The following is a 23291-nucleotide window of genomic DNA, read 5'->3' on the forward strand; positions in this document are numbered from 1 at the left end:
TTTCTGGTTATCACGCAATCAAACTGTCCTTCATTCCACTTATGAAGGACACTATCTAGTTGTGCCCCCATCAAACTGTCCTTCATTCCACTTATGAAGGACACTATCTGGTTGTCCCCCCATCAAACTGTCCTTCATCACCCTTNNCACCCTTCTGAAGGACACTATCTGATTGTGCCCCCACCAAGCTGTCCTTCATCACCCTTCTGAAGGACACTATCTGGTTGTCACGCAATCAAACTGTCCTTTATCCCGCAAGATTATCACGAACAAAACTTGTAAACCCGCCCGTCCATTATTCTCTTCGAAAAAATCCATAAACCCCTGTCGTTTGAACAATGTTCGTAAAAGCATTCGGATCGACTTCTTGGATGATTCTTTCTAAATCAAAAAGTTCATATCGAGTAATGACAATCATCAGCATCTCTCTGGTTTCATTCGAAAAGGCACCTTTTGCCGGAATCATCGTAATTCCCCTTACAAGAGAAGCATGTATGGCCTTTTTCATTTCATCTGCTTTCTTTGTAACAATCATGGCCGTTAACTTGGCGTGCCTGGTATGAATCGCATCAATTACCCTAGTAGACGTATATAAGGTCACAAGAGTATAAAGCGCTTTTTCCCAGCCATAAAGGAAACCAGCCGTAATAATAATAATACCGTTTAGGACAAACATATATGGACCAACAGGTTTATCCTTCATCCGTGAAAGGACCATTGCTATAATGTCGACTCCACCTGTGGAGGCACCCCATTTTAATGTGATACCTACCCCAATTGCCAGAATAACTCCTCCAAAAACAGCATTGAGTAAAATATCATGGGAAACTTGCTTAATGGGAATCAAAGAAAGAAATAAAGAAGTAAGTAAAACACTAATAAAACTGTAAACTGTAAATGATTTCCCAACCTTTTTCCAGCCAAGAAAGGCAACCGGAATATTTAATAGAAGCAATAAAAAACCCATCGAAACATTAATTGGTGTATAATCGCTTAGTACCTTTGAGAGTAATTGAGCTACACCAGTAAAACCGCTGGAATAAACATTTGCCGGTATAAGAAATAGGTTCATGGCAAGCGCATTTATAAATGCACCAGCAATTACAATAGCGTTTTTTTTAGTTTGGAGCCAAAGCAATGGAACTCCCCCTCACTCATTAAATTTACGAACTGAATACTTCTTCATTTAGAAATTGTAATTTAAAGATGAAACCGATAAACTGTAATTAAATTAATATACGATTGGAAAGCAGGTGAGCTTATGACAGTAAAAATACTTGCTGACAGTGCATGTGATTTACCATTGAATTTTTATAAGGAAAATAATGTTGTATTATTCCCACTTAAGGTTCAAATTAATGACCAAGACTATGAAGATGTAAAAACAATTGATCCTAAAACTGTTTATAATGCGATTAGAAGTGGAGATGTCCCAAAGACCTCTCAGGTTTCTCCTCTTTTATTTGAGGAAGTTTTTACGGAGATGGCTGAAAAAAATGAAGAGGGCATTTATATCGCCTTTTCCTCTGAGCTATCTGGTACATATTCAACTGCTGTTATGATTCTTGACCAAGTAAAGGAAAAATATCCAAACTTCCAATTAACCATTGTTGATACAAAGTGTGCCTCGCTTGGAGTGGGACTCATAGTCATAGAGGCTGCTAAACTTGCTCTTCAAAATTCATCCAAAGAGGAAATTTTAGCGGATGTTAGATTTAGAAGTGAACATATGGAGCATATTTTTACGGTGGAGGATTTAGATTATTTGGCAAAAGGCGGCAGAGTTTCTAAGGCTTCTGCATTCTTAGGGGGATTGCTAAATATTAAACCAATTTTAAACATGGAAGATGGAAAGCTTGTTCCAATTGAAAAAATAAGAGGGCAAAAGAAAGTCTTTCGCCGGATTATTGATATTATGAAGGAACGGGGCTCAGGTTTAAATGAACAAATCATCGGTATTAGTCATGCTGATACTGAAGCTACTGCCATAGAAGTAAAAGAGATGATTATCAACGAGTTCCACCCGAAGGAAGTATATATCTCATCAATCGGCTCAGCCATTGGATCCCATACAGGCCCGGGAACGATTTCTATTTTCTTTTTACATTAAATATGAATTTGAAAAAGAGCGGGAGTCCCCCGCTCTTTCTTTATTTGTGGTCTGTTTTCTTAGAGTATTGATTTTTTCCTGCTTGGCGATTTTTTTCTCGCATCATATTTTTTTCATGACGTAAGGCGTTATTGTCCTGTGCTTTTTTATCGTTATCAGAAGTGTGTGGCATATCATTAGCTCCTTTCTAAATTTCTTGCAAGACTTATTGTCTGTCATTTAGAAAAAGAGTATGTAAGCAGCCTTAATCTTTTTTTGCGTAGGTCCAACTGCCGTCCTGATAGACTTTACCTTCTTTTAACAACTTTCCTAATGCCCGCTTAAAAGCCCCTTTACTTAGGCTAAAACGTTCCTGGATATCTTCAGGCGCACTTTTATCATTATATGGCATCGCACCATTACGACTCATCAAATATTCGTAGATTTTTTCCGCATCCACATCTTGGGATTCCTCTTTTCTCCCTAGTAAGGACACATTGATCGTTCCATCTTCCTTAACGTCAATAATCCGCCCCTCAACCTTTTGACCTAAACGAGGCTCAACCATGCGTTGTGATTCATGGATAAATCCTTTAAATCCCTCAATTGTATAAACCCAGCTGCCGACCTTGGCAGTTCGGTAAATATGACCTTGTATATTCTTGTTAAAATCTTTTCTCGTTGCATCAATCGAAATGGATTGGATTACCTGATCACTTGCCAACCGGGCATAAAGCAAGTTACTGCGATCTACCCGTAAAGTAATATAAACCATATCCCCTACCTTGGGCCATACTGACTGGTGTGCCGGAAGATCATCTGCACCTAATAAAATATCCTTTGGGAGACCGATATTTAGGAACACACCAATTCTTGAATTCGTATCTGTCACCTTTACCCATGCATAAGTACCGACTGAAAGCTCTGGTATTGTCATGGAAGCGGAGATTCTTCCCTGGGAATCAGTAAATAAAAATACTTCTACCTCATCCCCTTCCGCTAATTCTTGCTGTGCTTGATTTTTATGCAATAAAACATCCTCATTACCATCTGTTAAGAAATAACCGAAATCCGCTAGACGGGCAACAGTTAATGTTGTAGCTTGACCAATAAGTTCAGTTAAAGACATCTATTCTAACTCCTTTTTTCTATCACTTTTCTTGTCCAGCATCAGCCCCTGTTCAAGGCGCTTCCGCTTTTCTTTTTGTCTAGCTGCAGCGCCTAGGGGCTCGGGGTCATAAGCCAATCCGTCGAAAAGGTTAAAGAACAACCTTCCCGCCGGCTCGTCTTATGCCTGTCGCCCTTGTTCAAGGCGCTTCCGCTTTTCTTGCTTGTTTGAACTGGTTTATTTTACTATAATGTACCCGTAAAGGGAAACTTTAGCAGGTAATTTATCAATTATTGGAGGTATGGCTATGTCTAAAGACAGCTCATTTGATATTGTATCCAAAGTAGACTTTTCTGAAGTCACTAATGCAATCGCTCAAACCATGAAAGAAATTGGGACCCGTTATGATTTTAAAGGCAGTAAAAGTGAAGTATCACTTGATAAAGAAGAACTTGTTCTTGTTTCAGATGACGAATACAAAATGGACCAATTAAAAGATGTCTTATTTAGTAAATTAATTAAGCGTGGGGTTCCGGTTAAAAATCTCGATTATGGTAAAATTGAAAAAGCTTCGGGAGGTACTGTTCGGCAGAGAGCAAAGCTTGCCCAAGGAATTGATAAAGAAAACGCAAAAAAAATTAATACCATTATTAAAAATAGCGGCGTAAAGGTCAAAAGTCAGGTGCAGGACGATCAAGTCCGAGTAACCGGCAAAAGCCGGGACGACCTGCAAAAAATTATTTCCTTAGTTCGTGAAGCTGACCTAAGTATTGATGTTCAATTTATAAATTATCGATAATTAAAGATCTGGACAATGACGTTTTACTGCTCATTGTGACGGGTACTATTAAAGGCGTAAGGAAATCATCCTTCGCCTTTTTTTATTTTTGACATGAATTTGGCTATTTTTTCTCACACTAACAGTGAATTAACATTGGGAGGTTAAGAGAATGAGTACTAATCAAAATCAACAGAAAAACACGTTTCCACCTCAGCATCAGAATCACCAGCCTGGGGTAGAAAGTGAAATGAACCCTCGTCCCATTTCAGTGGATGCTAATTATAAACCGGGCGGGAAATTAGCAGGTAAAACTGCAATTATTACGGGAGGCGACAGCGGCATTGGAAAATCTGTTGCAATTTATTTTGCAAAAGAGGGAGCTGATGTTGCGATTGTTTATCTAGAAGAACATCAAGATGCAGAGGAAACTAAACAGTTGATTGAAGCAGAAGGCCGCAGGTGCCTCCTATTCTCTGGTGATATTGGGTCCGAAGATATCTGTAAGGATATTGTGAATAAGACGATTAATGAGTTTCAAAAACTTGATATTCTCGTTAATAATGCAGCTGAGCAGCACCCACAGAAAAGCTTATTAGATATTACCTCCGCACAGCTGGAAAAGACTTTCCGAACGAATATATTTTCCTATTTTTATATGACAAAAATGGCACTGCCTCATTTAAAAAAAGGAGCATCCATCATTAATACTGCTTCCATAACCGCTTATCATGGAAATGAACAATTATTAGACTATTCTGCTACTAAAGGGGCGATTGTCTCCTTTACACGCTCATTGGCGATGTCCCTGGCAAAACAGGGAATCCGTGTGAATGGTGTCGCTCCGGGTCCGATTTGGACGCCGTTGATTCCTTCTACATTTCCTGAAGACCAGGTAGCCTCTTTTGGCGCAAATACGCCGCTAGGCAGAGCGGGACAACCGCATGAGCTCGCCCCAAGCTACGTATACCTAGCCTCAGATGACGCCTCCTATGTGAGTGGTCAAATGATCCACGTAAATGGGGGAACAATCGTAAATGGTTAAAAAAAATCGGCGGAACATTTTCCGCCGATAATCATTATTCAACTCTCATTTTTTTCCCACGTTTTAATAATAATAGGAAGATTATAGTTAGGATAACCACAGCGACTAAAGCAGCAATGTAGGTAAAGTTAATCCCGCTTTTATCGGCGAGGACATAGATTTCAGAATTATCCCGGTCTAGAATCAGGATGTAATCATTCTTGTGACTGCGGACTAAATCCCCCGCAAGTAAACCGCGGAGCTCCTTATCAGCAGCTAGTTGTTTGTCTGTTAAAACCACTTTTTGTGATTTTGTAGAATTATTGATCGCAATAATTGCGGTTTCCCCTTTATAGACGCGCTTATATACAACCATCCCGTCTTTGTCATAAAGCATGTCCATAGTCCCTCTTGTTAAGGATGGAAGCTTATTTCTTAATTCAGCCACCTTGGTTGTAAAATCAATCAGGTCCTTCTCAGTCCGGAAGTTCATTTGCCTGCGGTTATCAGGAATTTTTCCACCAATTAAGGCAATGTCTGTTCCATAGTAATAAATCGGAATTCCTGGGGTTGTATAAAGGTAGGTTAAGGCTGTTTTCCAGCGAGAACCTGGAAATTGCCGTTTATTCACGATGTCTGTGGTGAATCTTACTGTATACTCATTATCTAAAAAATGGGCCATTAATTCTGGTTTGCCATCTTGCCCTAAATCAGATTTCAAATCAGAAAACGATTGATTAGTGGTGGCAAACGCCTCTCTTAATCTCTTACTTTGGGTATTATCAAATACGCTGTCAATCCCAGCGGTTTGATACTTCGCTGCATCGAATGCAGAATCTTCTGTTGGAACGCCCATTAAGAAAAAGTCCTTCTTCTCTTTCTTAACTGCTTTTGAAAAATCGGTCCAGAAACTTAATGGAACTTGATTGACCTCCGGCAGACTATACCCGTCAATATTCGTTTTGTTAATCCACCATTTCGCGGCATCAATCAGGTATTTATTCACTTCAGGATTGTCCTGATTTAGGTCAGGCAAGCCATCAACCCAGCTTTTAGTCCCATTATCCATATTCTGTTTTGGATGATACCAGTTCTTTTTTGAAGGATCACTTACCCATGGATGATCGGCAGCTGTATTATTGGCGACAAAATCGATAATAACCTTCATATTCCGCTTATGTGCCTCTATCACCAGCTTTTGAAAGGTCTTGATTGTGCCAAAATGCTCGTCAGTTTTATAAAAATCCTTTACCCAATAGCCATGGTAGCCATTATTGGTATTATCAAAGATGGGAGTTAATCGAAGGGCTGTAAATCCCATCTCATGTATGTAATCTAATTTGTCAATGATCCCCTGAAAATCACCGCCATTATATGCTAAGGGATCTTTTGCATTGACATCAAAATCATTTTTTATATCCCCATCATTAAAGCGGTCAATCATAAGCGAGTAAATGGATTCATCCTGCCATAATCGATTTTCTTTTTTTATTTCTGCATGGGCAGGTAAGCTTGAGCATAGTAAAAAGATTAATAATAAGAACGTTATTTTTTTCACGGCATTTTCCTCCTTAAAAAAGGAAGAGGTAAGGTTCCCTCTTCCCAATAAACATTTTAATCTAATACCGCTTTTATTCCAAATTTTAATGATTATTTTTCCAATCAAGGTACTACATCAAGAATCCTAATTCACGATATTAATATTATAGTTCTTAAACCATGTATGGAACTGAACAAGATAGGCTAATAATTGCGGCCCTGTCATTAGCTGGCCGAACCATGGCTCTTTGAATGAATTCCCACCAGTCTCTACAATACTTTGGAGCTGGTCCTTTTGGAAAAATTCATGTAATACTGAAGATTTATCCTGTAAAATCTCCTCCATCCATTTTTGTATAGCCGCTGTATACTCCGGATTATGGGTTTTTGGATACGGACTTTTCTTCCGATAAAGAACTTCTTCCGGCAGGATTCCTTCAAATGCTTTACGGAGAAGTCCTTTTTCCCTGCCACGATACATTTTCATGTCCCAAGGGATATTCCACAAATATTCTACAAGACGATGATCAGCAAATGGAACCCGTACCTCTAGACTTGCCCCCATACTCATTCTGTCTTTTCGATCGAGTAATGTGGTCATAAACCAGGTCATATTAATATAAAATAATTCTCTCCGCTTGGCTTCTTCAAAGCTTTCGCCTTCCAACTTTGGCGTTTCAGCTATGGCCTGTTGATACTGATCCATACAAAATTCACTTAATTTTAGTTGATCCCGCCAATACGGCTTTAGCAGATTTTGCCGCTCGTTAACCGAACGCATCCAAGGAAAACCAGGCCGCTCTAAATCCTGTTTACGATGAAACCATGGATATCCGCCGAAAATTTCATCTGCACATTCTCCGGACAAACTAACAACAAAATCCTTTTTAATTTCTTTACAAAACCAAAGCAAGGAAGAATCGACATCGGCCATGCCGGGAAAGTCTCTAACAGCAGTGGCTTCTACCAGGTCATGAACTAATTGTGCTTGAGAGATGGTCTTGTTATGATGCTGAGTAGCGAACTTTTCTGTCATCATTTGAATGAACTTCCCATCTGCATCCGGCTGGAATTCATTCGAGGTAAAATGCAGATCATTTCCTTCATAGTCAATCGAATAAGTATGAAGCTGTCCCTTTCCTTGGGAACCGAATCCTTTTGCAGCTATTGCCGTAATAATACTGGAATCGAGACCGCCGGATAAAAAGGTACATAGTGGTACGTCGGAAACTAGCTGTCTTGTGACTGCATCCGTCACTAAATAGCGGACCTTCTCTGCTGTTTCTTCCACACCCTCTTTATGTTCCTCACTTTTTACATTCCAATAACGCCAAATTTTTAAGCCGTTTCTTGAAAAAGTTAAAGCGTGGGCAGGCCGCAGTTCTTTCATCCCTTTAAAAATACCAGATCCCGGTGTTCTTGATGGACCTACTCCAAGGACCTCCGCCAATCCCTCATGAGTGATTTCTGTTTTGATATCCGGGTGAGCTAAAATCGCCTTAATTTCCGATGCAAAGATGATCCCTTTTTGGTGTTCTGTAAAAAATAACGGTTTGACCCCTAGACGATCACGTCCGATAAAGAGTTGTTCCCTTTTTGGGTCCCAAATGGCAAAAGCAAAGATTCCATTTAAATGATTTACGCACTCTTCCGCCCATTCTATATAGGCTGTTAACAGTACTTCTGTATCAGAATGACCTTTAAAAGAATATCCTTTAGTAAGAAGGATTTTGCGAATATCTTCAGTGTTGTATAATTCCCCATTGTAGCAAATGGTGTAATCATAACCCTCTTTGTGTTTGGTCATTGGCTGTCTTCCGCCTTCAGGATCAACCACAATTAACCTTTTATGACCAAAGCCTGCGTGGGTATCATGCCAGATATTTGTTTCATCCGGACCTCTTTTAGCCAATGTATTCACCATTTTTTCAAGGGTTGCTGCTTCATTTTTTATTGTTTTACTAAAATCAATCCATCCTGAGATTCCGCACATTCGCATCTCACTCCCTTACAAATAAATATGAATATCTGAACAGGTATTACATGCTCTATACTATTCAGCCCAGATTAAATGGTTAATTGTCCTAAATAGAATGGTACAAACGGCCGCATGGAACACGGATTCTTCGGGATAAAATTTTTATACTTATGTTTTAAGAAATAACCATTGTTTAAAAAGACAGGAAGATGTCAAAAAAGAAAAAGGAAAGCAACTGTGTACGGAGGTTAGTGATGAATCGACAACAACGATTAAAACTATATGATTATCAACAACGAGCTTATAATATAGGAACAGTCGAACAAATTAATGATCAGTGGATTTTTTTCGATGAGGAAACAGAAGAAGCAACGATGTTAGATGATTTTGTTCATCAAGAAATTGAGGTCTTCCGGCTGAATCGTTGGAAGAAAGGGATATTAGGAGAACCTGGAAGGGTTCATTGTGGGAAAGAAGCGATTATGCTTCGTGATCACGATACGATCAGAATGAGAAAACATTTAATTTACTCTCTTGAGCGCCTTTTGGATGGGGTAAATGATGACGCTTTTTTCCAGTTTGTTACGACACTAAATTCCTTGAATTTTTCGATTTATGATTGTATCTATTGTTATAACCATTTATCTTTTTTATCTGACGAAAATCGAAAAGATGGGGTAAATTTTATGGTTTTTGACAATCAAGAGCAAATTTGTAATGTCCAGCATCATTTTTGCTACTTTGAAAAAGTTAATGACCGGTTTGAATTCACGTTAAACACCGGAAAACGGTTAGTAATCGAAAAAATGATTTCTTAACGAACAAAAGGCTGGAAGACCCCAGCCTTTTGTTTATTAACTTCCTATATACTTTGCATAAAGTTGTTTTGCTTTTAAAACATCATTTGTACCATGAATAAGAACCCGGGCATCTCTAAAGATTACAATAGATACTTCTTCTTCATCCGGAGAAAAGCGAAGTAAAAATTCGTTAACCGTTACTTTTCCACTTTTCCGCAGGTTCTCGGCTGTCTTCTTTAACTCCAACTCTCTAGGACGTTTCGGACTAATTTGCACTGTATCGCGTCCGCAAAGGGTCGTGTAGGCAACTTGATGTCCTGAGGAGCGATCCAAAAAATCAAATTGGCCTTTCGCACAAGCAGGACAATTAGGATTCTTTCCTTGTGAAATATCCATCTGCATGGATGAATGATCCCAAATATCGATTTGTTCTAAATTAGGAGTGGTTTCTGCCCCTAAAAGTAGTTTAATGGTTTCCATAGCCTGATAAGATCCGATGATATCGGTTAATGGTGACAATACCCCAACCGTATCACAAGTTTCTCCATTGCTGCTTGGGACATTCGGAAAGAGACAACGATAACAGGGAGTTACCCCTGGTTTTATAACAGCAAACATCCCCCGTGAACTAACTGCCGCTCCATGTACCCAAGGAATTCTATGTTTTACTGCCACATCATTAATTAAAAAACGAGTCATAAAATTATCAGTTCCATCAACAATAACGTCCATACCTGATAATAGATCCTCGGCATTGTCTAGATTTAAATCAGCAATAACGGCATCCACCGTAACAGTAGAATTGATACCCATCAGCCTTTTTTGAGCAGCAAAGGACTTTGGAAGCTGCATTCGTGCATCTTCCTCCGTATAAAGAATTTGCCGCTGCAAATTAGACCATTCCACTAGATCTCGGTCGATTATCTTTAAGTACCCAACCCCAGACCGGACAAGATGATTGGCGATAACAGTACCAAGAGCACCTGCCCCGATAATGGCAACGCGGCTCTTCAGCATTTTCTTCTGTCCCTCTTCTCCAACCGCTTTAAAAAGGATTTGTCTAGAATACCTTGCTAAATCATTCATTTAGCTACCTCTTTTCTATCCCATACAGGTCCTGATTAATAGTTTCATATAGTATTATCTTATCAAATAAATATAAGGAAGAACGAAAATTTTTAATTTTATTACATTTTAGAAAAGTGTATAATTAGAATTGAATAATTAACAAATTTTGGAGAAATCTTTTAACTTTTGTAAGAAGGATAGGAGATTTATATAAAAAGGATAATAGAAAGAAGGGAAATTATGAGTATTGGCGGTTTCAAAAACAAAGAAGTTCTAGTCGATTTAACTAGTGGAACAGTAGATTACAGAGCCATCAATGAAGAGGATGCAAAAAAATACATAGGCGGCCGCGGGCTCGGTGTCAAATATGTATTAGATAACGGCCCAGAAGTTGAGCCACTATCTGCTGATAACATTTTATGTTTCATGACAGGACCTGTTACCGGAACACGCTCTTCGATGAGCGGCCGTCTTTGTGTGGTAACCAAATCCCCACTCACAGGAACAGTTACAGACTCTCACATTGGCGGTTGGACCGCAGCACGCCTAAAATGGGCTGGCATTGATAACCTTATTTTTAAAGGAAAAAGTGACCGCCCGGTTTATCTTTTTATTGAAGACGGTAAAGCCGAACTCCGTGATGCTTCCAATCTTTGGGGGACTAGCACAAGGGCATTTATCCAGTCGATGAAAGACCAATATGGTGAACAAGACCTAAGTATAATGACGATTGGTCAAGCAGGAGAAAATACAGTTCGTTTTGCATCCTTTATTAATGAACATGATCGTGCTGCAGGCCGTGGCGGTACTGCAGCAGTGGCTGGGTATAAAAAATTAAAAGCAATTGTAATTAAGGCAGCTCAAAAGGGAAATATGCCGGCTCCTAAATTAGAGGCTGAGTATAAAGAGGCCAATAAAAAAGCTGTAAAAGCAATTCTTGATGGCGGATTAACGGCACCAAATAAAGGTGGATTATCCGTCTATGGAACAAACGTGCTTACAAACTTAATCAATGAAGTGGGGGCGCTTCCAACAAAAAACTCACAGCTAACTCACTGGGATGAAGCAGAAAAACATAGCGGTGAATATGTTAACACACATCTTCGTGTTGCAAATAACACCTGCCATGCCTGTCCGGTAGGCTGTAAAATTGAAGTAGAAGTAAAAGATGGGAAGTACAAAACAAGAGTTGAGAGTGTTGAATTCGAATCGGCTTGGTCACTTGGCTCTAACTGCCTTCTAAGTGATGCCGCGGCAATTTCTTATTTAATCGACCGCTGTAATGAATACGGCCTCGATACCATCGAGCTTGGTCATTGCTTCTCCGTAACAATGGAAGCATTTGAAAAAGGAATCATTACGGAAGAATTAATCTGGGGCGATGCAGATTCCATGATTGAATTAACAAGAAAAATTGCCCTGCGTGAAGGTTTTGGAGGTATTCTTGCCGAAGGACCTGCCCGCGCAGCCGCTGCCTGGGGCGCCCCAGAACTTTCCATGTCAGTTAAAGGCCAGTCCATTCCTGCCTACGATCCTCGGGGAATCCAAGGTATCGGACTTGGTTATGCCACTAGTAACCGTGGTGCCTGTCACCTGCGCGGCTATACTGTAGCAAGTGAAATTGCAGGTATACCCGAACCAACTGATCGTTTAAAACCAGAAGGGAAAGGAGAACTTTTAAAAATATTCCAAGATATGCTGGCATTCTCAGATTCTATGAATATCTGTAAGTTCTCTTCGTTCTCGGAAAACGCTGAGCACTATGCTGAGCAATATAGTACGATGACTGGCATTCCAATGACAGCCGATGATGTAATGAAGGCTGGGGAAAGAATTTACAACCTTGAGCGTTACTATAATAACCTTGCTGGCTTTAGTAAACGCGAAGATGACTTCCTTCCAAAACGCTTTACAGAAGAACCAGCATCTGGAAACAGTGCAGGTCATGTAAGCAGGATGGATATTATGCTGGAAGAATACTACCAAGTCCGCGGCTGGAAAGACGGCTTAGTACCAGAGCAAAAGCTTCGCGAATTAGGCATCATTGATTCTGAAAGTCAGCGGGTTTAATAGGACAAAAAGCATCTGCGAAAATATCATTCGCAGATGCTTTTTTATCCGCCAATCCTCGTTGTTTTATATCGATAATTCTTAATCACTCGCACAAGTGTATCCATATCTTTTGCTTCAAAACGGACTTTTACTGCATTAACTTTAAAGATGTCTGTAAAGGAGATTTCTTCCTCTGATAAAATTTGGCCACTCCACTCTTCGGCCTCAAAAATAAAAGGTAAAGTATCAGTAACCTGATTCGCCCCAAGTTCTTGAAAATACATGCCGAGATGATTTATGTTTATACCGCGAAATTCTAAATCTTTTTCTACCATCTTAACCACCGGCTACTGGCGGGAAGAGGGCAAACTGATCTTCATCCTTTACGCTTGTTTCAAGGTCATCAAGATGAATGATGTTTCTTCCATTTACATACACATGAACAAACGGAAGCAGCGTTTGTTCCGACGTAAAAATTTCAGACTGTAAATCTGGAAACATTTCGACCATTTTATTTAAAACATCGATAACGCGATTACCGTCAGGCCTTACCTCTACCGTTACCCCTCCGCAAATTTGCCGGAGATTTGCAAACACTTTTACTAGCATATGTAAATTCCCCCCCTATATAAATATTAAAACCAAACTAACTAGTTGTCACTAGTGAACCCATCCTCATCCCCTTTTAAATTAAAAAAGCCGCCGGAACTCTCCCCGACAGCTTTTTATTAAGGATGTAAAAATGACATCGGCAATTTTACAAATCCTAGATATAGTACTAGTAACCATGCAACAACAAACTGAATCCAAAAAGTAGATACGTTTCGCTTATTAATGACGCGGCTAAGAATCATTTCAAATAAACCAATGATCCATAATCCCACAACTGCTTTTAAAATATACCAGACATCAATTTTGTACACTGAGAAAAGAAGACCTACACCTGTGGCAATAATCAGCAGATATAGTACTCTTAAAATCATTTGAATAATTTTAGCTCCCTTTGCTTTGCCTTTTTTAGTTAATGAAAGGGCCACAAAGAATAAAATGAGAGCTAAAAACCACGCTGTAATATGTGCATGTATCACGATAATTCCTCCCTATGTATGTCCTGCTCGACACTATCATACCATAGGAGAGGTTAAATTACGAAAATTAGTAAGGCTATTATCGTAACAAACTTAGTTATGGATCCATTTATTTTTCAATCTTCATGATTCCATCTGTCGTTGCAAGAACTGTTCATAAATATTATTTGGGCTAATGATTCACATTGCAACTGCCCAGACATAAGATAATAAAGAAATTCTACACATTACAACTAACGCTTGAAGTTACTGCCAATGAAGATATCTAAAAAAAGGGTGTTGTTTATGCCAGCCATTGTTGGAGTTGCCCAGGTTATAACACTTGGGAGTAGTTCTGTTTTCCATATTGGCGACGTCTATAAAATCATGCCGTTTGCCACTGCTAAGACATTTTCTGGAGCTGGTTCCTTTAACACCGGCGAACAATTACAAGTTCATAACCAATTAAGTTCAACTAATACAAGTGACCCAGATGTCATTGATCAAAACAATTTCCTTAATATGTAATGAATGGGGGACTTAATGATGAATTTTTATATTCAACAATCCATTCATATTAATTTTATAAAAATTGGCGGGATTACCAATTCTTCCGTACTGCAAATTGGCAGTGCCGGCATCATTAAGACCCAGTCCAGTTTGTACAATACTGGGGGGTTCACTCAACCGGCACCGGCAGGAATAAAACCCGGCGGGCAAATGGTAACACCTGGTGCACAAATTTTAGCACCATCAGTTCCTTTACAAGCCGCCATCAGAAGGTCATAAGAAACTCTCCATTTTAAGAATGAACTATAAAATAAGCAAATCGATGGGTCCCCCTGCATATAGTTAGAACAAATGGCAAAAATGGCGTCGGGGGTGATTCTTGTGTACCAGGATTTTAACCAATACCTTCAATGGATGCAAATGTGTATTCAAACTCAAGAACAGAGGATTGCTGCATTAGAACAAACCATAAGTAAATTACAAAAAGATCTAAAACAGATTCAAGAAAAGCCAGTAGTTCATGTTGATAGAATTGAATATAAATTTGATCAATTGAAGGTAGAGACCCTCGAAGGCACATTAAATATTGGTCTAAATCCTAATGATTTATCTGGAATTGAAGACTTTGCTGTTCAAAACCAGTCCTTAAACACCCCTTTGTCTTCTAAAGAACAAATGCAGCGATCGATGGAAATTGAAAAAGCGATTTATGAGTATTTAGAAAAGGAGTTGCCACAAATAATTGTTGATGCCCAAAGTCAGTTATCGATTCAGCCAAATGACTCCTATTTTTCCTTTATAAAAGAAGATATTATTCGACAGCTTCCTAACCGAATTGATTTCCATCTTAAGGCTGAAGCCGCAAAAGTTCGGTCGGAAGAAAATAATGTTTCGATTGATGAAATGGTTATACATTCAATTAAGCAAGAAATCCAAAATGGTGTATTGACATTTTTGAGTAATTTACCCGAAAATATGAAAGGAATGAAGCCCGAATGAACTTTGAAGTTCACAACTACATCCTTCATGTTGAAAATATTAAAATTATTGGTGTTGCCAGTTCATCTTTATTTATGGTCGGTGATTGTGAAACAATCCAATTAGCATCTGCCTTTGATACACCAGCGGAATCCCTCATAATTGGACCATTTGTGCCTTTAGAACAGGATGTGACGCCAGGCTATGCTAGCCCGAACCTCTAGTATTGACCATTTGTTTGTTAACCAAGTTGCGTTCTCCTCGATTATTCAACTTGGAGATTCTTGTTTTCTAAATGGGTTCTCACGGGCACTTGCTGTTCAAAGGGAAGTAGAATTTTTCCATGGAAACGAAGGTAACTTTCCTGCTTACAAGATTTTTAGAATGCCTCTTCCGCTCCCATCTATTAATGAAGCAATTTCCATTTCCCGTTATAATCCAACTCCTATAATAAAAGCCAATAACATTCATGTTACCGCGGTCTCAAACTCATCTATTCTTCATGTTGGAAACACTAAACATGTTTCAATGGAAGTAAGGATTAAGCATATCCGCCAGCTTCTTCCCCGGGGGAACGAACAGGATATCAGCTAGAAGCATAGGATATCATAAGGCTTACATCTGTAAGTTCAAATAGAAAAGGATGTTTTTCATGCCAGCAATCCTAGGTCCAGTTCAAATTGTTAATGTAGGCGGAGGAATTGTACAATTTGGTGATACACTTTATATTTCTCCTAAAAGCAGTTCGAAAACGTATTCCGGCTCGGGTGGATTTAACACCGGTGGAATCATTGTGACGAATACCGGCATAAGCGGCACCAATGTACTTGACACAAATGTGATAGATCAGCCTATAGCAGGAAATAATTAAAAATGACATAAACCTTAATGGTCTATGTCATTTTTTTATTATTCTACTTTCAATACGTGCGCACCATCAAAGAAAAATAGATACCTTTCCGTTACATTTCTTTTCCAAATTTGTTCAATGGCTTTCGTATATAAATTTATTTGTATTTTGTAGCGATTTCCTAGAATCGCTTTAGCTTGCTCGAAACCACCTTTATATCGATTGGTTATTCCATCTGATTTATAGTCAATCAACACAAGACCATTTTCATCCTCTAAGATACAGTCAATGATCCCTTGAACAAAAACAGACTCAGCCCCCTCATTCCAATCGGGATAAACCTCTCTTGCCGGGATGGAGACTGTAAAGGGAACTTCTCTGTGAATGGCTTTGGCTTTAAAAAACCTTTGTCCGAGCGGAGAAGTGAAGAATTGGGCAATCAAATTTGCATCAATCACTTCACTTTGTTCAGGCGTTATCAGTTCATTGTTCACCATCCAGTTCAACTGGTCAATAATTGCTTGTTCATTCACTTCTTTTGTCAAATCCACATGCTGCATTACCATATGCATGGCTGTCCCACGTTCAGCGGGACTTAATTGTTTTTCCTGCATAAACTTAGGCCGTTTCAAAATGGATTTACGAAAACGCCCGATAAGTTCCGTACTGCTATATTCATCGGTTAATTCGCGGACACGTTTTATTTCCGAAACAGATTGCTTGGACCGATGGCTGGCTGCACCAAGGAAAGGATACTCCCATGTAAGACGTGCATGTATTTCATCTGCCAGGTTTGATTCAGATGGCACCGGCTCTAAATTTTCAATCTTTTTAAGCAAGTAATCCTCTTCATTCTCACTGGAATTTGTTTGTTTTTTTATTTCATCAGCGTGTTTTAATATGATTTTCCAGGAAGATGGATGATTTGTAATCTCTGAAGGCACCTGCCCATTCCCTTCTCCTTTCGTCCATAATTCGCTGGAATCATGATGACGGATCATCGCAGGTCCAATCCAGTCTATATAACTCATAGCAGAAGCTCGTTCATAGTCCTTCAGCAGCCATTCGTTATGTGCGGAAATATCTTTCCATTTGTCAATTTGTTTAGCGGCATCTTTTAATGTTGCGGTCATATAAAGCTTTTCCTTAGCCCTTGTCATCGCAACATATAGGACACGCATCTCTTCAGCGAGCATTTCCATCCTTTTCTTCTGCTTAAAAGCGATTTGCGGTAATGACGGGTAGGATATCCTTTTTTCAGCATTGACATATTTCGCCGCAAATCCATACTCTTTATCAAGCATATAAGGTTTGCGTATATCGATCATATTAAAATTACGTGCCATTCCCGCCATAAATACAATCGGGAATTCTAATCCTTTACTGCTATGGATCGTCATAATTCTAACAACATCCTCTTGCTCGCCAAGTGCTCTGGCCGCTCCCAGATCGTCTCCTCTTTCCATCATGCGCTCAATAAATCGCAAGAATCGAAACAGTCCGCGGAAAGATGTCTGTTCATATTGACGGGCCCTGTCATACAAAGCGCGTAAATTTGCCTGCCGCTGTTTCCCGCCAGGAAGCCCGCCAACAAAGTCATAAAATTGGGTATCACGATATAATTGCCAGATCAGCTCTGAGAGCGATCCTTGTCTGGCTATCGAGCGCCATTCTTTTAACAAGTCAAAAAAAGCTCGGACCTTTTCATAAAAGGGGTCATTAACTTCAGCCGTTTTACTTAAACAAAAGGCCGTAACAGCCTCCCAAAAAGACCCATGCTTCCTGCCAATCCGTATTTTCGATAGTTCCTCTTCGTTTAACCCAACAATAGGTGAACGCAGTACAGAGGCAAGCGGAATATCCTGATATGGATTATCAATAACCCTAAGAAGTGACATCATTATGGATACCTCAGTCGCCTCAAAATAACCAGTTGATAAATTGGCATATAGAGGAATTCCTTGTTGTTTGAACTCTTCCATAAATTGCGGTGCCCAGGTCATCGAGCGGAGAAGAATGACGACATCCCGATACATTAATGGTCTTTCTGTTTTGGTTTTAGCATTATAAACAGTTGCCCCATCGTTAATTAATTCCTTAATTTTATCGGCAATTACCCTTGCTTCAAGCTGCGACTGTTCCAAATCGGCAGTATCAAATTCTGCTTCTTCCGTTTCATTGCCTGTTTCGAGTTCTTCAGACTTTTGATTCTCAGCGTTTTGGTCAATGAGCATTAACTCCACTGGAAATTTCCTATCTTCAGGATATGGTGCACCATTTCGCAGTTCTGCGGCTTCATCGTATTGGATTTCTCCTACCTTAACCCCCATAATTTGTTTAAAGAGATAATTAGTGGCATCAAGGACCTCTTTCCTGCTTCGGAAATTTTGAGCTAGGTCAATTCTGAGTCCAGAGGAAGACCCGTCCAATGTAAAACGATTATATTTAGAAAGAAAAAGCTGTGGTTCTGCTAGGCGAAAACGGTAAATGGACTGTTTCACATCTCCAACCATAAACAGATTACCGTTTTCTTCATCATCCTTTGCTACTAGCTTTAATATGGTCTCCTGAACCATATTCGTATCTTGGTACTCGTCGCAATAGACTTCCTTAAAATGGAGCCGGTAAGCACGAGCAGCTTCAGATGGAAGGAATTCACCCATGTCAGAAATTCCGTCTGTTAAAATAGCGAGACAATAATGTTCAAGGTCATTATAGTCAACCAGGCCCTTTTCCTGTTTTGCTTTCGCAAAACGCTTTGAAAACTCTTTTACAAGATAAACTAATGTTTCGATTAAAGGACTCATTTCATCCATATCCCGTAAAAAACTCTCAGGCCGGCGTGAAAAGAGTTCATCCTTGATACCTTGAATTTTTTTCTTGGCTTTATCCCGCAGTTTCTGAGCCTTTTCTGTTAGCTCCTTATCAAAGTGATCCCCTTTTACCTGTTTAGCTCTTGTGAAAGACCATGACTGCATGGCCTGGTAAAGCGTGTTCCATGATTCCTGCTCGGCTTTAATAAGGGTGTCAATAACCTGCAAATCATCTATAAAATTTTCTGCACGAGGTGCCGGGCCATTTGGCAGCTTAGTAAGCTCGAGGGCCTGCTCTATCATCTCTTTAGCAGCTTCTAATTGCAGTTTAATATCAAAAAGAAGTGCATCAATAAAGGGAAGCTCCTCAATTGACGCTATTTCCCCCACCTGGTACATAGAAACGATTTTCTCCAGATAACTGTCCGGAAGAGGATTGGACTGAGCAAAGTCGTAAATGGAACGAACAATGTCCATTAACGCTGCATCACTGCGGTCACTTGTAAACGAATCTACCAAATTAAAAAATGCTTCATTATCTTTTTTTCCATATTCCTCTTCAAATAGTTCTTCCATCACTTCATCTCTAATTAATTGGGCCTCTGTTTCATCAGAGATGCGAAAGCCTGGGTCAATATCAATTAAATAATAATATTTACGGATGACTTCCATGCAAAAAGAGTGCAGCGTTGAGATGGTAGCCTTGTTTAAAAGATTAAGCTGTTTTCTGAGATTTCTCGATTCCGGACTTTGGTCAATTGCTTTTTCGAGTGCTTCCCCAATTCGGTGCCTCATCTCTGCCGCAGAAGCACTCGTAAATGTTACGACCAATAATTGATCCACATCAATTGGCTCTTTTTCTGAAAGAATCTTTTGAATAATCCTTTCGACTAGGACTGCCGTTTTCCCCGAACCAGCGGCTGCAGCGACAAGGATATCCTTATCTCTTGCTGAAATTGCCTTCCACTGGTCGTTCGTCCACGTAACCCCTTCTGGCTTTGGAGGAATCACAATCCTATTCATTTTCCAAAACCTCCCTTTTGATCAATTCCAGTACCTCATCCTTTGAATAAGGTGTTAAACTCCGAAAATGATTGTTTTCAATAGATTCATCAAACTGACAAACAGATTTATAGGAACAAAAAGTACAAGGTGTTTTGTCTTTTAATTTAAATGGTGAGATATCAATTTTACCATTTATAATGTCGTTGCCTGTTTTTTGATAGATGGTACGGACATGATTTCTTAACTGATTAAATTCTTCTAAGCTGGCAACCTTTGATTTTTTGGATAAATTCCCATCTTTCTTGATACCGGCTGCTACAATTTGTGAATCTCCAGACTCCAACGATTGGTCCATCAGCTGGATTACACTTTGATCGCTTAACATTAACCCATTCATTTTAAACTTTTTCATGATTTCATTTTCAATTTCATCTATGGTTAGCATTTTCTTTGTATTAATAAAAGGATTATGAACATGAAAATAAAGGACACCTGCAGGACTGGCCTTCATCTCCACCAATTCAGCAGAGTGTGTCATGACGATATCAAGGTAGGTCAACATTTGTAAGGCTAAGCCATAGTATACTTCTGTTAAATTAACATCTTTTTCGCTTGATTTATAATCAATAACCCTTAAAAAGACACTATCATCCTCAGCTTTTGCTTGATCAACCCTATCTATCCGCCCAGCCAGCTCCATTCTTTTTCCATTTTTCAAAGAGAAGCTTAGCGGGGGCAGTTCCCCATTAGATCCAAAAGCTAATTCCAACCCAATCGGTGAGAAACCACTTACCTTTGCATGCTCACTCAAAACGATCGAGGCACGGGTAATGATTTGTTCTAACTTGCGCTGAATATAATGGTGTCTCTCAGAACTTAGTAGAATTTCATTTTGCAGCTTTGGAGCTAAGGTCTTGACAGCTTCTTTTGCTAGCTGTTCACACTGCCTGCGTGTTAACTCCGCCCATGATATATTCTGATTATTGACTGTCTCAGCAATTTGTTTTAAAGCAGCGTGGAATAATTCCCCAATATCCGGTGCTTCTAACCGGAAGATTTGCCTTTCACGAAGCTTTAATCCATGCTGGGCAAAATGAGAAAAGGCACAGCCATTATATAATTCCATTCTTGAAACGCTAGCCTGGATGATCTCACCATATAATGCATCCGCTACCTCAGTTGACAATTGGACTGTCCTGTTTGTATAAAAAAGACTCGAGAATACTTTTGCAGCCTTATTTTTCCAAGTGCTATGGAGATAGTAATTATACACATCCCACCACAAATCAGCGATCGGATAGTTTCTCTTTTTCAATTGCAGCTGTGCGTTTAAATAAGACAAAGTAGTTGAAAAATTAGTCACAAATTCCAGCTGCCCCTTCTCGTCAAGCTCTGACGGATCTGCAACATAACTAATCTCCTGAATATCCGGAAACAAATCCTTAAGACGCTTAATGTAAGTTGAAGGAATTAAAGCTTTACCTTCATCATTGGCAAGTGGATAGCTAACATAAAGAAACTCGGATGGTGCCGTAAAAGCTTTATAAGCAAGGAAGTTTTCATCTAACAGACGGGTTCGGCTGCTTGGTGCCACATTCATTCCTGAGGCTATTAATAGTTCCCGGTCCTCATCCGCGAGAATCCCCTCTTCTGAGATTTTTGCTGGTAACACCCCTTCGTTGACCCCTGCAATAAAAACAATCTTACTCTCATTTAGTCGAGACTTCTCTAAGTCGCCTATTAAGACCTGGTCAAGTGCAGGTGGAATAAGTGAAAAATGTAAGGAATCAAAACCTGCTTCTAAAATAGAAGCAAAGGCTTTTAACGTAATGTGTTCTTCACCCAATATTTCTACATATTGATCGAGAAGATCCACTACAGCGTTCCACACCTGTTCGTGTTCTCGCATTCTTACAAGATTTCCATTTTCCTCTGCAGCTATTTTCCAATGCTCCAGTTTATCGGGTATATCCAATTCTTCTAAATATAAATAAATCGCCTCACAAAGCTTGCGTCCAGTGTCGGCTTTTTTCAAGCGTCTGGACAAACGCAGTATGGGAGCTGTGATGAGGAGTTTTAATTCATTTAATTCATTCTCCATTTCTTTTTCGGCATCTGTCTGGCCGCTTGTTAATTCTAGACCTCTTATCCGCCGGTAAACCCAACGCTCTTTTTTCGTCCATTTGCTTCCATTAACTCCATAAGCCAAACAATAATTTTCCAGCCTGTCCATCTTTTCCCGCATTTTAGCAGGATTCTCCTGGAGCGGATACAGCAATTCTGTTTTAATCGCTCTAAATACCGCTTCATAGCGCCAAAAAGAGTTTATGATTTCTAGAGTGGACCGAATTAACTCAATTAAAGGATGATTAAGCATAGTCCTTTTCTGGTCAATAAAAAATGGAATTTGATAATCAGTAAAAACCGGTTCAATTATTTCATGATAGTTCCCGCCATTTCTAATTAACAAGGCAATATCTCGATAACGGTATCCTTTTGTTTGAACCACATGACGGATTTCCTGGGCTATCCCTTCAATCTCTGCTCTACGATTTACAGCCTGGCTAATCTGAATCTCTGTTACTCCATGAAAGGGTATAGCTGGGCGGGTATCAAAATGTTGTTCCAAATGACGTAAAGAGGAGGAGGGCCACTTTTTTTGATCTGTCAACATAATTGGGTCTTCTATGTCAATACCATTTGTTTTTGCCATATCATAAAGGCTATAACAGGCATCCTCCGAAGCTCGGAATAAAGCAAGTTCATCTGGCGCTGAATGAACGGCTAAGCGTTCTGTCGTCATTGCAACCGAAACTTGTTTACACTGCTTCATTAATTCTAAGATGATTTGATATTCCTGCGGCGTAAAGCTGTAAAACCCGTCTATATAAATCTCTGCTTCTTTTAAGTAGGCCGAAGCTGATATTTTCTCTGCCAACAAGCGAAAATAATCTTCCGAATCAATATATTTTCCAAAGATTTCATCCTCAAACTTCGAATAAATCTTTTCTAAATCTGCTAATTTATCATGTAATGCTTTCGATACCGATTCATTTGTTCCAAGCAGAGTTGATTTTTGGATTAAATCCTCTGGCCGGATGCAATACCGCTTAAATTCGGTAATCATTTGTTCAAGCTGCTGAACGAACCCATTTTTATCAGCGGCCCGCTGATAGAGGTTTAAATTTTCTTTTTGTTCATCAATGATTTTACGGATTAACATGCTCATGCCAACACTGCTTAAATGGTAACGTGTGATTCCGCCTGTCTCTTGCAAAATTCTCCATGCCAAGCGGGAAAAACTGAACACCTGTGCACGGATCATTCCGCCTACAAGCGGATCTGTTGCCAAGCGATATTCTGATACAAATGTCATTTGTTCCGGTACGATATAGATAATCGGTTTTCCTTCTGGATTCTCTAAAAGACGTTCACGAATTTCATGAAGGAACAATGTCGTTTTTCCAGTTCCAGACCGTCCTGTGATGATTCTTAGTGACATAAGGAAACCTCCCTTTCAAAAAACTCTGTATCTCCCATTCTATCATAAAAGAGTACAAACGTTTGTATTTTCAAGTGAGCGGGTTTTAACCAATAATGGTAAATCTACCTAGAAAAGAGGCTGACCCAAA

Annotated in this window: 22 protein-coding genes; 11 read left to right on the forward strand and 11 right to left on the reverse strand. The window is 39.5% G+C overall.

Going from position 1 to position 23291, the window contains the following annotated elements:
* Positions 1-295: 295 nt before the first annotated feature.
* On the reverse strand, positions 296-1138 hold the full coding sequence (locus tag V7266_RS14055; RefSeq protein ID WP_335468514.1) for a YitT family protein: 843 nt from the start codon (positions 1136-1138) through the stop codon (positions 296-298).
* 123 nt (positions 1139-1261) lie between these two features.
* On the opposite strand from V7266_RS14055, the gene V7266_RS14060 reads away from it, so the two are divergent.
* A complete protein-coding gene (locus V7266_RS14060) occupies positions 1262-2110 on the forward strand; it encodes a DegV family protein (RefSeq protein ID WP_335468515.1) in 849 nt (282 codons plus the stop codon).
* Positions 2111-2150: 40 nt separating this feature from the next.
* Here the strand turns inward: V7266_RS14060 and V7266_RS14065 are convergent, their stop codons facing one another.
* Together V7266_RS14065 and V7266_RS14070 are read right to left on the reverse strand one after the other, a co-directional pair.
* On the reverse strand, positions 2151-2282 hold the full coding sequence (locus V7266_RS14065) for a DUF3941 domain-containing protein (RefSeq protein ID WP_081810752.1): 132 nt from the start codon (positions 2280-2282) through the stop codon (positions 2151-2153).
* 72 nt (positions 2283-2354) lie between these two features.
* On the reverse strand, positions 2355-3218 hold the full coding sequence (locus V7266_RS14070; RefSeq protein ID WP_335468516.1) for a CvfB family protein: 864 nt from the start codon (positions 3216-3218) through the stop codon (positions 2355-2357).
* 286 nt (positions 3219-3504) lie between these two features.
* On the opposite strand from V7266_RS14070, the gene V7266_RS14075 reads away from it, so the two are divergent.
* Together V7266_RS14075 and V7266_RS14080 are read left to right on the forward strand one after the other, a co-directional pair.
* Complete coding sequence (locus V7266_RS14075; RefSeq protein ID WP_335468517.1) at positions 3505-3996, forward strand: YajQ family cyclic di-GMP-binding protein; 492 nt, start codon at positions 3505-3507, stop codon at positions 3994-3996.
* A 151-nt stretch (positions 3997-4147) separates the two neighbouring features.
* Positions 4148-5020 carry an SDR family oxidoreductase gene (locus V7266_RS14080; RefSeq protein WP_335468518.1) on the forward strand — a complete coding sequence of 291 codons (873 nt, stop codon included), beginning with the start codon at positions 4148-4150 and terminating at the stop codon, positions 5018-5020.
* A 34-nt stretch (positions 5021-5054) separates the two neighbouring features.
* Here V7266_RS14080 and V7266_RS14085 read toward each other — a convergent pair whose 3' ends face one another.
* Both V7266_RS14085 and asnB read right to left on the reverse strand, forming a co-directional pair.
* The gene (locus tag V7266_RS14085) at positions 5055-6557 is read right to left on the reverse strand and encodes an alpha-amylase family glycosyl hydrolase (protein WP_335468519.1); all 1503 of its coding nucleotides are present in this window, start codon (positions 6555-6557) and stop codon (positions 5055-5057) included.
* 126 nt (positions 6558-6683) lie between these two features.
* Positions 6684-8531 carry an asparagine synthase (glutamine-hydrolyzing) gene (gene asnB, locus V7266_RS14090; RefSeq protein WP_335468520.1) on the reverse strand — a complete coding sequence of 616 codons (1848 nt, stop codon included), beginning with the start codon at positions 8529-8531 and terminating at the stop codon, positions 6684-6686.
* 239 nt (positions 8532-8770) lie between these two features.
* Between asnB and V7266_RS14095 the strand changes: the two genes are divergently transcribed.
* On the forward strand, positions 8771-9334 hold the full coding sequence (locus V7266_RS14095) for a DUF2777 domain-containing protein (protein WP_335468521.1): 564 nt from the start codon (positions 8771-8773) through the stop codon (positions 9332-9334).
* Between the two features lie 36 nt (positions 9335-9370).
* Here V7266_RS14095 and V7266_RS14100 read toward each other — a convergent pair whose 3' ends face one another.
* The gene (locus V7266_RS14100) at positions 9371-10402 is read right to left on the reverse strand and encodes a ThiF family adenylyltransferase (protein WP_335468522.1); all 1032 of its coding nucleotides are present in this window, start codon (positions 10400-10402) and stop codon (positions 9371-9373) included.
* 222 nt (positions 10403-10624) lie between these two features.
* Here V7266_RS14100 and V7266_RS14105 point away from each other — a divergent pair, with 222 nt between their 5' ends.
* The gene (locus V7266_RS14105) at positions 10625-12454 is read left to right on the forward strand and encodes an aldehyde ferredoxin oxidoreductase family protein (protein ID WP_335468523.1); all 1830 of its coding nucleotides are present in this window, start codon (positions 10625-10627) and stop codon (positions 12452-12454) included.
* Positions 12455-12498: 44 nt separating this feature from the next.
* Here V7266_RS14105 and V7266_RS14110 read toward each other — a convergent pair whose 3' ends face one another.
* The 3 genes from V7266_RS14110 to V7266_RS14120 all read right to left on the reverse strand — a co-directional run bounded on the left by V7266_RS14110 (position 12499) and on the right by V7266_RS14120 (position 13524).
* A complete protein-coding gene (locus V7266_RS14110) occupies positions 12499-12771 on the reverse strand; it encodes a hypothetical protein (protein ID WP_335468524.1) in 273 nt (90 codons plus the stop codon).
* Between the two features lies 1 nt (position 12772).
* Positions 12773-13045, reverse strand: a complete 273-nt coding sequence (locus V7266_RS14115; protein WP_335468525.1) for a ubiquitin-like small modifier protein 1 — start codon at positions 13043-13045, stop codon at positions 12773-12775.
* Positions 13046-13164: 119 nt separating this feature from the next.
* Positions 13165-13524: a DUF1516 family protein gene (locus V7266_RS14120; RefSeq protein ID WP_335468526.1), complete on the reverse strand. Its 360-nt coding sequence runs from the start codon at positions 13522-13524 to the stop codon at positions 13165-13167.
* A 285-nt stretch (positions 13525-13809) separates the two neighbouring features.
* Between V7266_RS14120 and V7266_RS14125 the strand changes: the two genes are divergently transcribed.
* The 6 genes from V7266_RS14125 to V7266_RS14150 all read left to right on the forward strand — a co-directional run bounded on the left by V7266_RS14125 (position 13810) and on the right by V7266_RS14150 (position 15862).
* Positions 13810-14031: a spore germination protein gene (locus V7266_RS14125; RefSeq protein ID WP_215040174.1), complete on the forward strand. Its 222-nt coding sequence runs from the start codon at positions 13810-13812 to the stop codon at positions 14029-14031.
* Between the two features lie 18 nt (positions 14032-14049).
* Entirely contained in the window at positions 14050-14292 is a 243-nt protein-coding gene (locus tag V7266_RS14130) for a spore germination protein GerPB (protein WP_335468527.1), read from the forward strand.
* A 102-nt stretch (positions 14293-14394) separates the two neighbouring features.
* Positions 14395-15012 carry a spore germination protein GerPC gene (gene gerPC, locus V7266_RS14135; protein WP_335468528.1) on the forward strand — a complete coding sequence of 206 codons (618 nt, stop codon included), beginning with the start codon at positions 14395-14397 and terminating at the stop codon, positions 15010-15012.
* Positions 15009-15215 carry a spore gernimation protein GerPD gene (locus V7266_RS14140; RefSeq protein WP_335468529.1) on the forward strand — a complete coding sequence of 69 codons (207 nt, stop codon included), beginning with the start codon at positions 15009-15011 and terminating at the stop codon, positions 15213-15215. The genes gerPC and V7266_RS14140 overlap by 4 nt, the downstream gene beginning before the upstream one ends.
* The gene (locus V7266_RS14145) at positions 15196-15585 is read left to right on the forward strand and encodes a spore germination protein GerPE (RefSeq protein ID WP_335468530.1); all 390 of its coding nucleotides are present in this window, start codon (positions 15196-15198) and stop codon (positions 15583-15585) included. Before V7266_RS14140 ends, V7266_RS14145 begins: the two co-directional genes overlap by 20 nt.
* A gap of 58 nt (positions 15586-15643) precedes the next feature.
* A complete protein-coding gene (locus V7266_RS14150) occupies positions 15644-15862 on the forward strand; it encodes a spore germination protein (RefSeq protein WP_335468531.1) in 219 nt (72 codons plus the stop codon).
* A 38-nt stretch (positions 15863-15900) separates the two neighbouring features.
* Here V7266_RS14150 and addA read toward each other — a convergent pair whose 3' ends face one another.
* The gene (gene addA, locus V7266_RS14155) at positions 15901-19677 is read right to left on the reverse strand and encodes a helicase-exonuclease AddAB subunit AddA (protein WP_335468532.1); all 3777 of its coding nucleotides are present in this window, start codon (positions 19675-19677) and stop codon (positions 15901-15903) included.
* Positions 19670-23161, reverse strand: coding sequence for a helicase-exonuclease AddAB subunit AddB (gene addB / locus V7266_RS14160; protein WP_335468533.1), 3492 nt, complete (start codon positions 23159-23161; stop codon positions 19670-19672). The genes addA and addB overlap by 8 nt, the downstream gene beginning before the upstream one ends.
* Positions 23162-23291 lie beyond the last annotated feature (130 nt).

Source organism: Neobacillus drentensis (assembly GCF_036965645.1).
Classification (GTDB): domain Bacteria; phylum Bacillota; class Bacilli; order Bacillales; family Cytobacillaceae; genus Neobacillus; species Neobacillus drentensis_D.

Coding starts and splice junctions, on each gene's coding strand:
- V7266_RS14150 (WP_335468531.1), top strand. CDS start 15,644: ATGCCAGCAATCCTAGGTCCAGTTCAAATTGTTAATGTAGGCGGAGGA.
- V7266_RS14095 (WP_335468521.1), top strand. CDS start 8,771: ATGAATCGACAACAACGATTAAAACTATATGATTATCAACAACGAGCT.
- V7266_RS14140 (WP_335468529.1), top strand. CDS start 15,009: ATGAACTTTGAAGTTCACAACTACATCCTTCATGTTGAAAATATTAAA.
- V7266_RS14130 (WP_335468527.1), top strand. CDS start 14,050: ATGAATTTTTATATTCAACAATCCATTCATATTAATTTTATAAAAATT.
- addB (WP_335468533.1), bottom strand. CDS start 23,161: ATGTCACTAAGAATCATCACAGGACGGTCTGGAACTGGAAAAACGACA.
- V7266_RS14105 (WP_335468523.1), top strand. CDS start 10,625: ATGAGTATTGGCGGTTTCAAAAACAAAGAAGTTCTAGTCGATTTAACT.
- V7266_RS14080 (WP_335468518.1), top strand. CDS start 4,148: ATGAGTACTAATCAAAATCAACAGAAAAACACGTTTCCACCTCAGCAT.
- V7266_RS14110 (WP_335468524.1), bottom strand. CDS start 12,771: ATGGTAGAAAAAGATTTAGAATTTCGCGGTATAAACATAAATCATCTC.
- V7266_RS14145 (WP_335468530.1), top strand. CDS start 15,196: ATGCTAGCCCGAACCTCTAGTATTGACCATTTGTTTGTTAACCAAGTT.
- V7266_RS14115 (WP_335468525.1), bottom strand. CDS start 13,045: ATGCTAGTAAAAGTGTTTGCAAATCTCCGGCAAATTTGCGGAGGGGTA.
- V7266_RS14100 (WP_335468522.1), bottom strand. CDS start 10,402: ATGAATGATTTAGCAAGGTATTCTAGACAAATCCTTTTTAAAGCGGTT.
- V7266_RS14065 (WP_081810752.1), bottom strand. CDS start 2,282: ATGCCACACACTTCTGATAACGATAAAAAAGCACAGGACAATAACGCC.
- addA (WP_335468532.1), bottom strand. CDS start 19,677: ATGAATAGGATTGTGATTCCTCCAAAGCCAGAAGGGGTTACGTGGACG.
- V7266_RS14060 (WP_335468515.1), top strand. CDS start 1,262: ATGACAGTAAAAATACTTGCTGACAGTGCATGTGATTTACCATTGAAT.
- V7266_RS14070 (WP_335468516.1), bottom strand. CDS start 3,218: ATGTCTTTAACTGAACTTATTGGTCAAGCTACAACATTAACTGTTGCC.
- asnB (WP_335468520.1), bottom strand. CDS start 8,531: ATGTGCGGAATCTCAGGATGGATTGATTTTAGTAAAACAATAAAAAAT.
- V7266_RS14125 (WP_215040174.1), top strand. CDS start 13,810: ATGCCAGCCATTGTTGGAGTTGCCCAGGTTATAACACTTGGGAGTAGT.
- V7266_RS14075 (WP_335468517.1), top strand. CDS start 3,505: ATGTCTAAAGACAGCTCATTTGATATTGTATCCAAAGTAGACTTTTCT.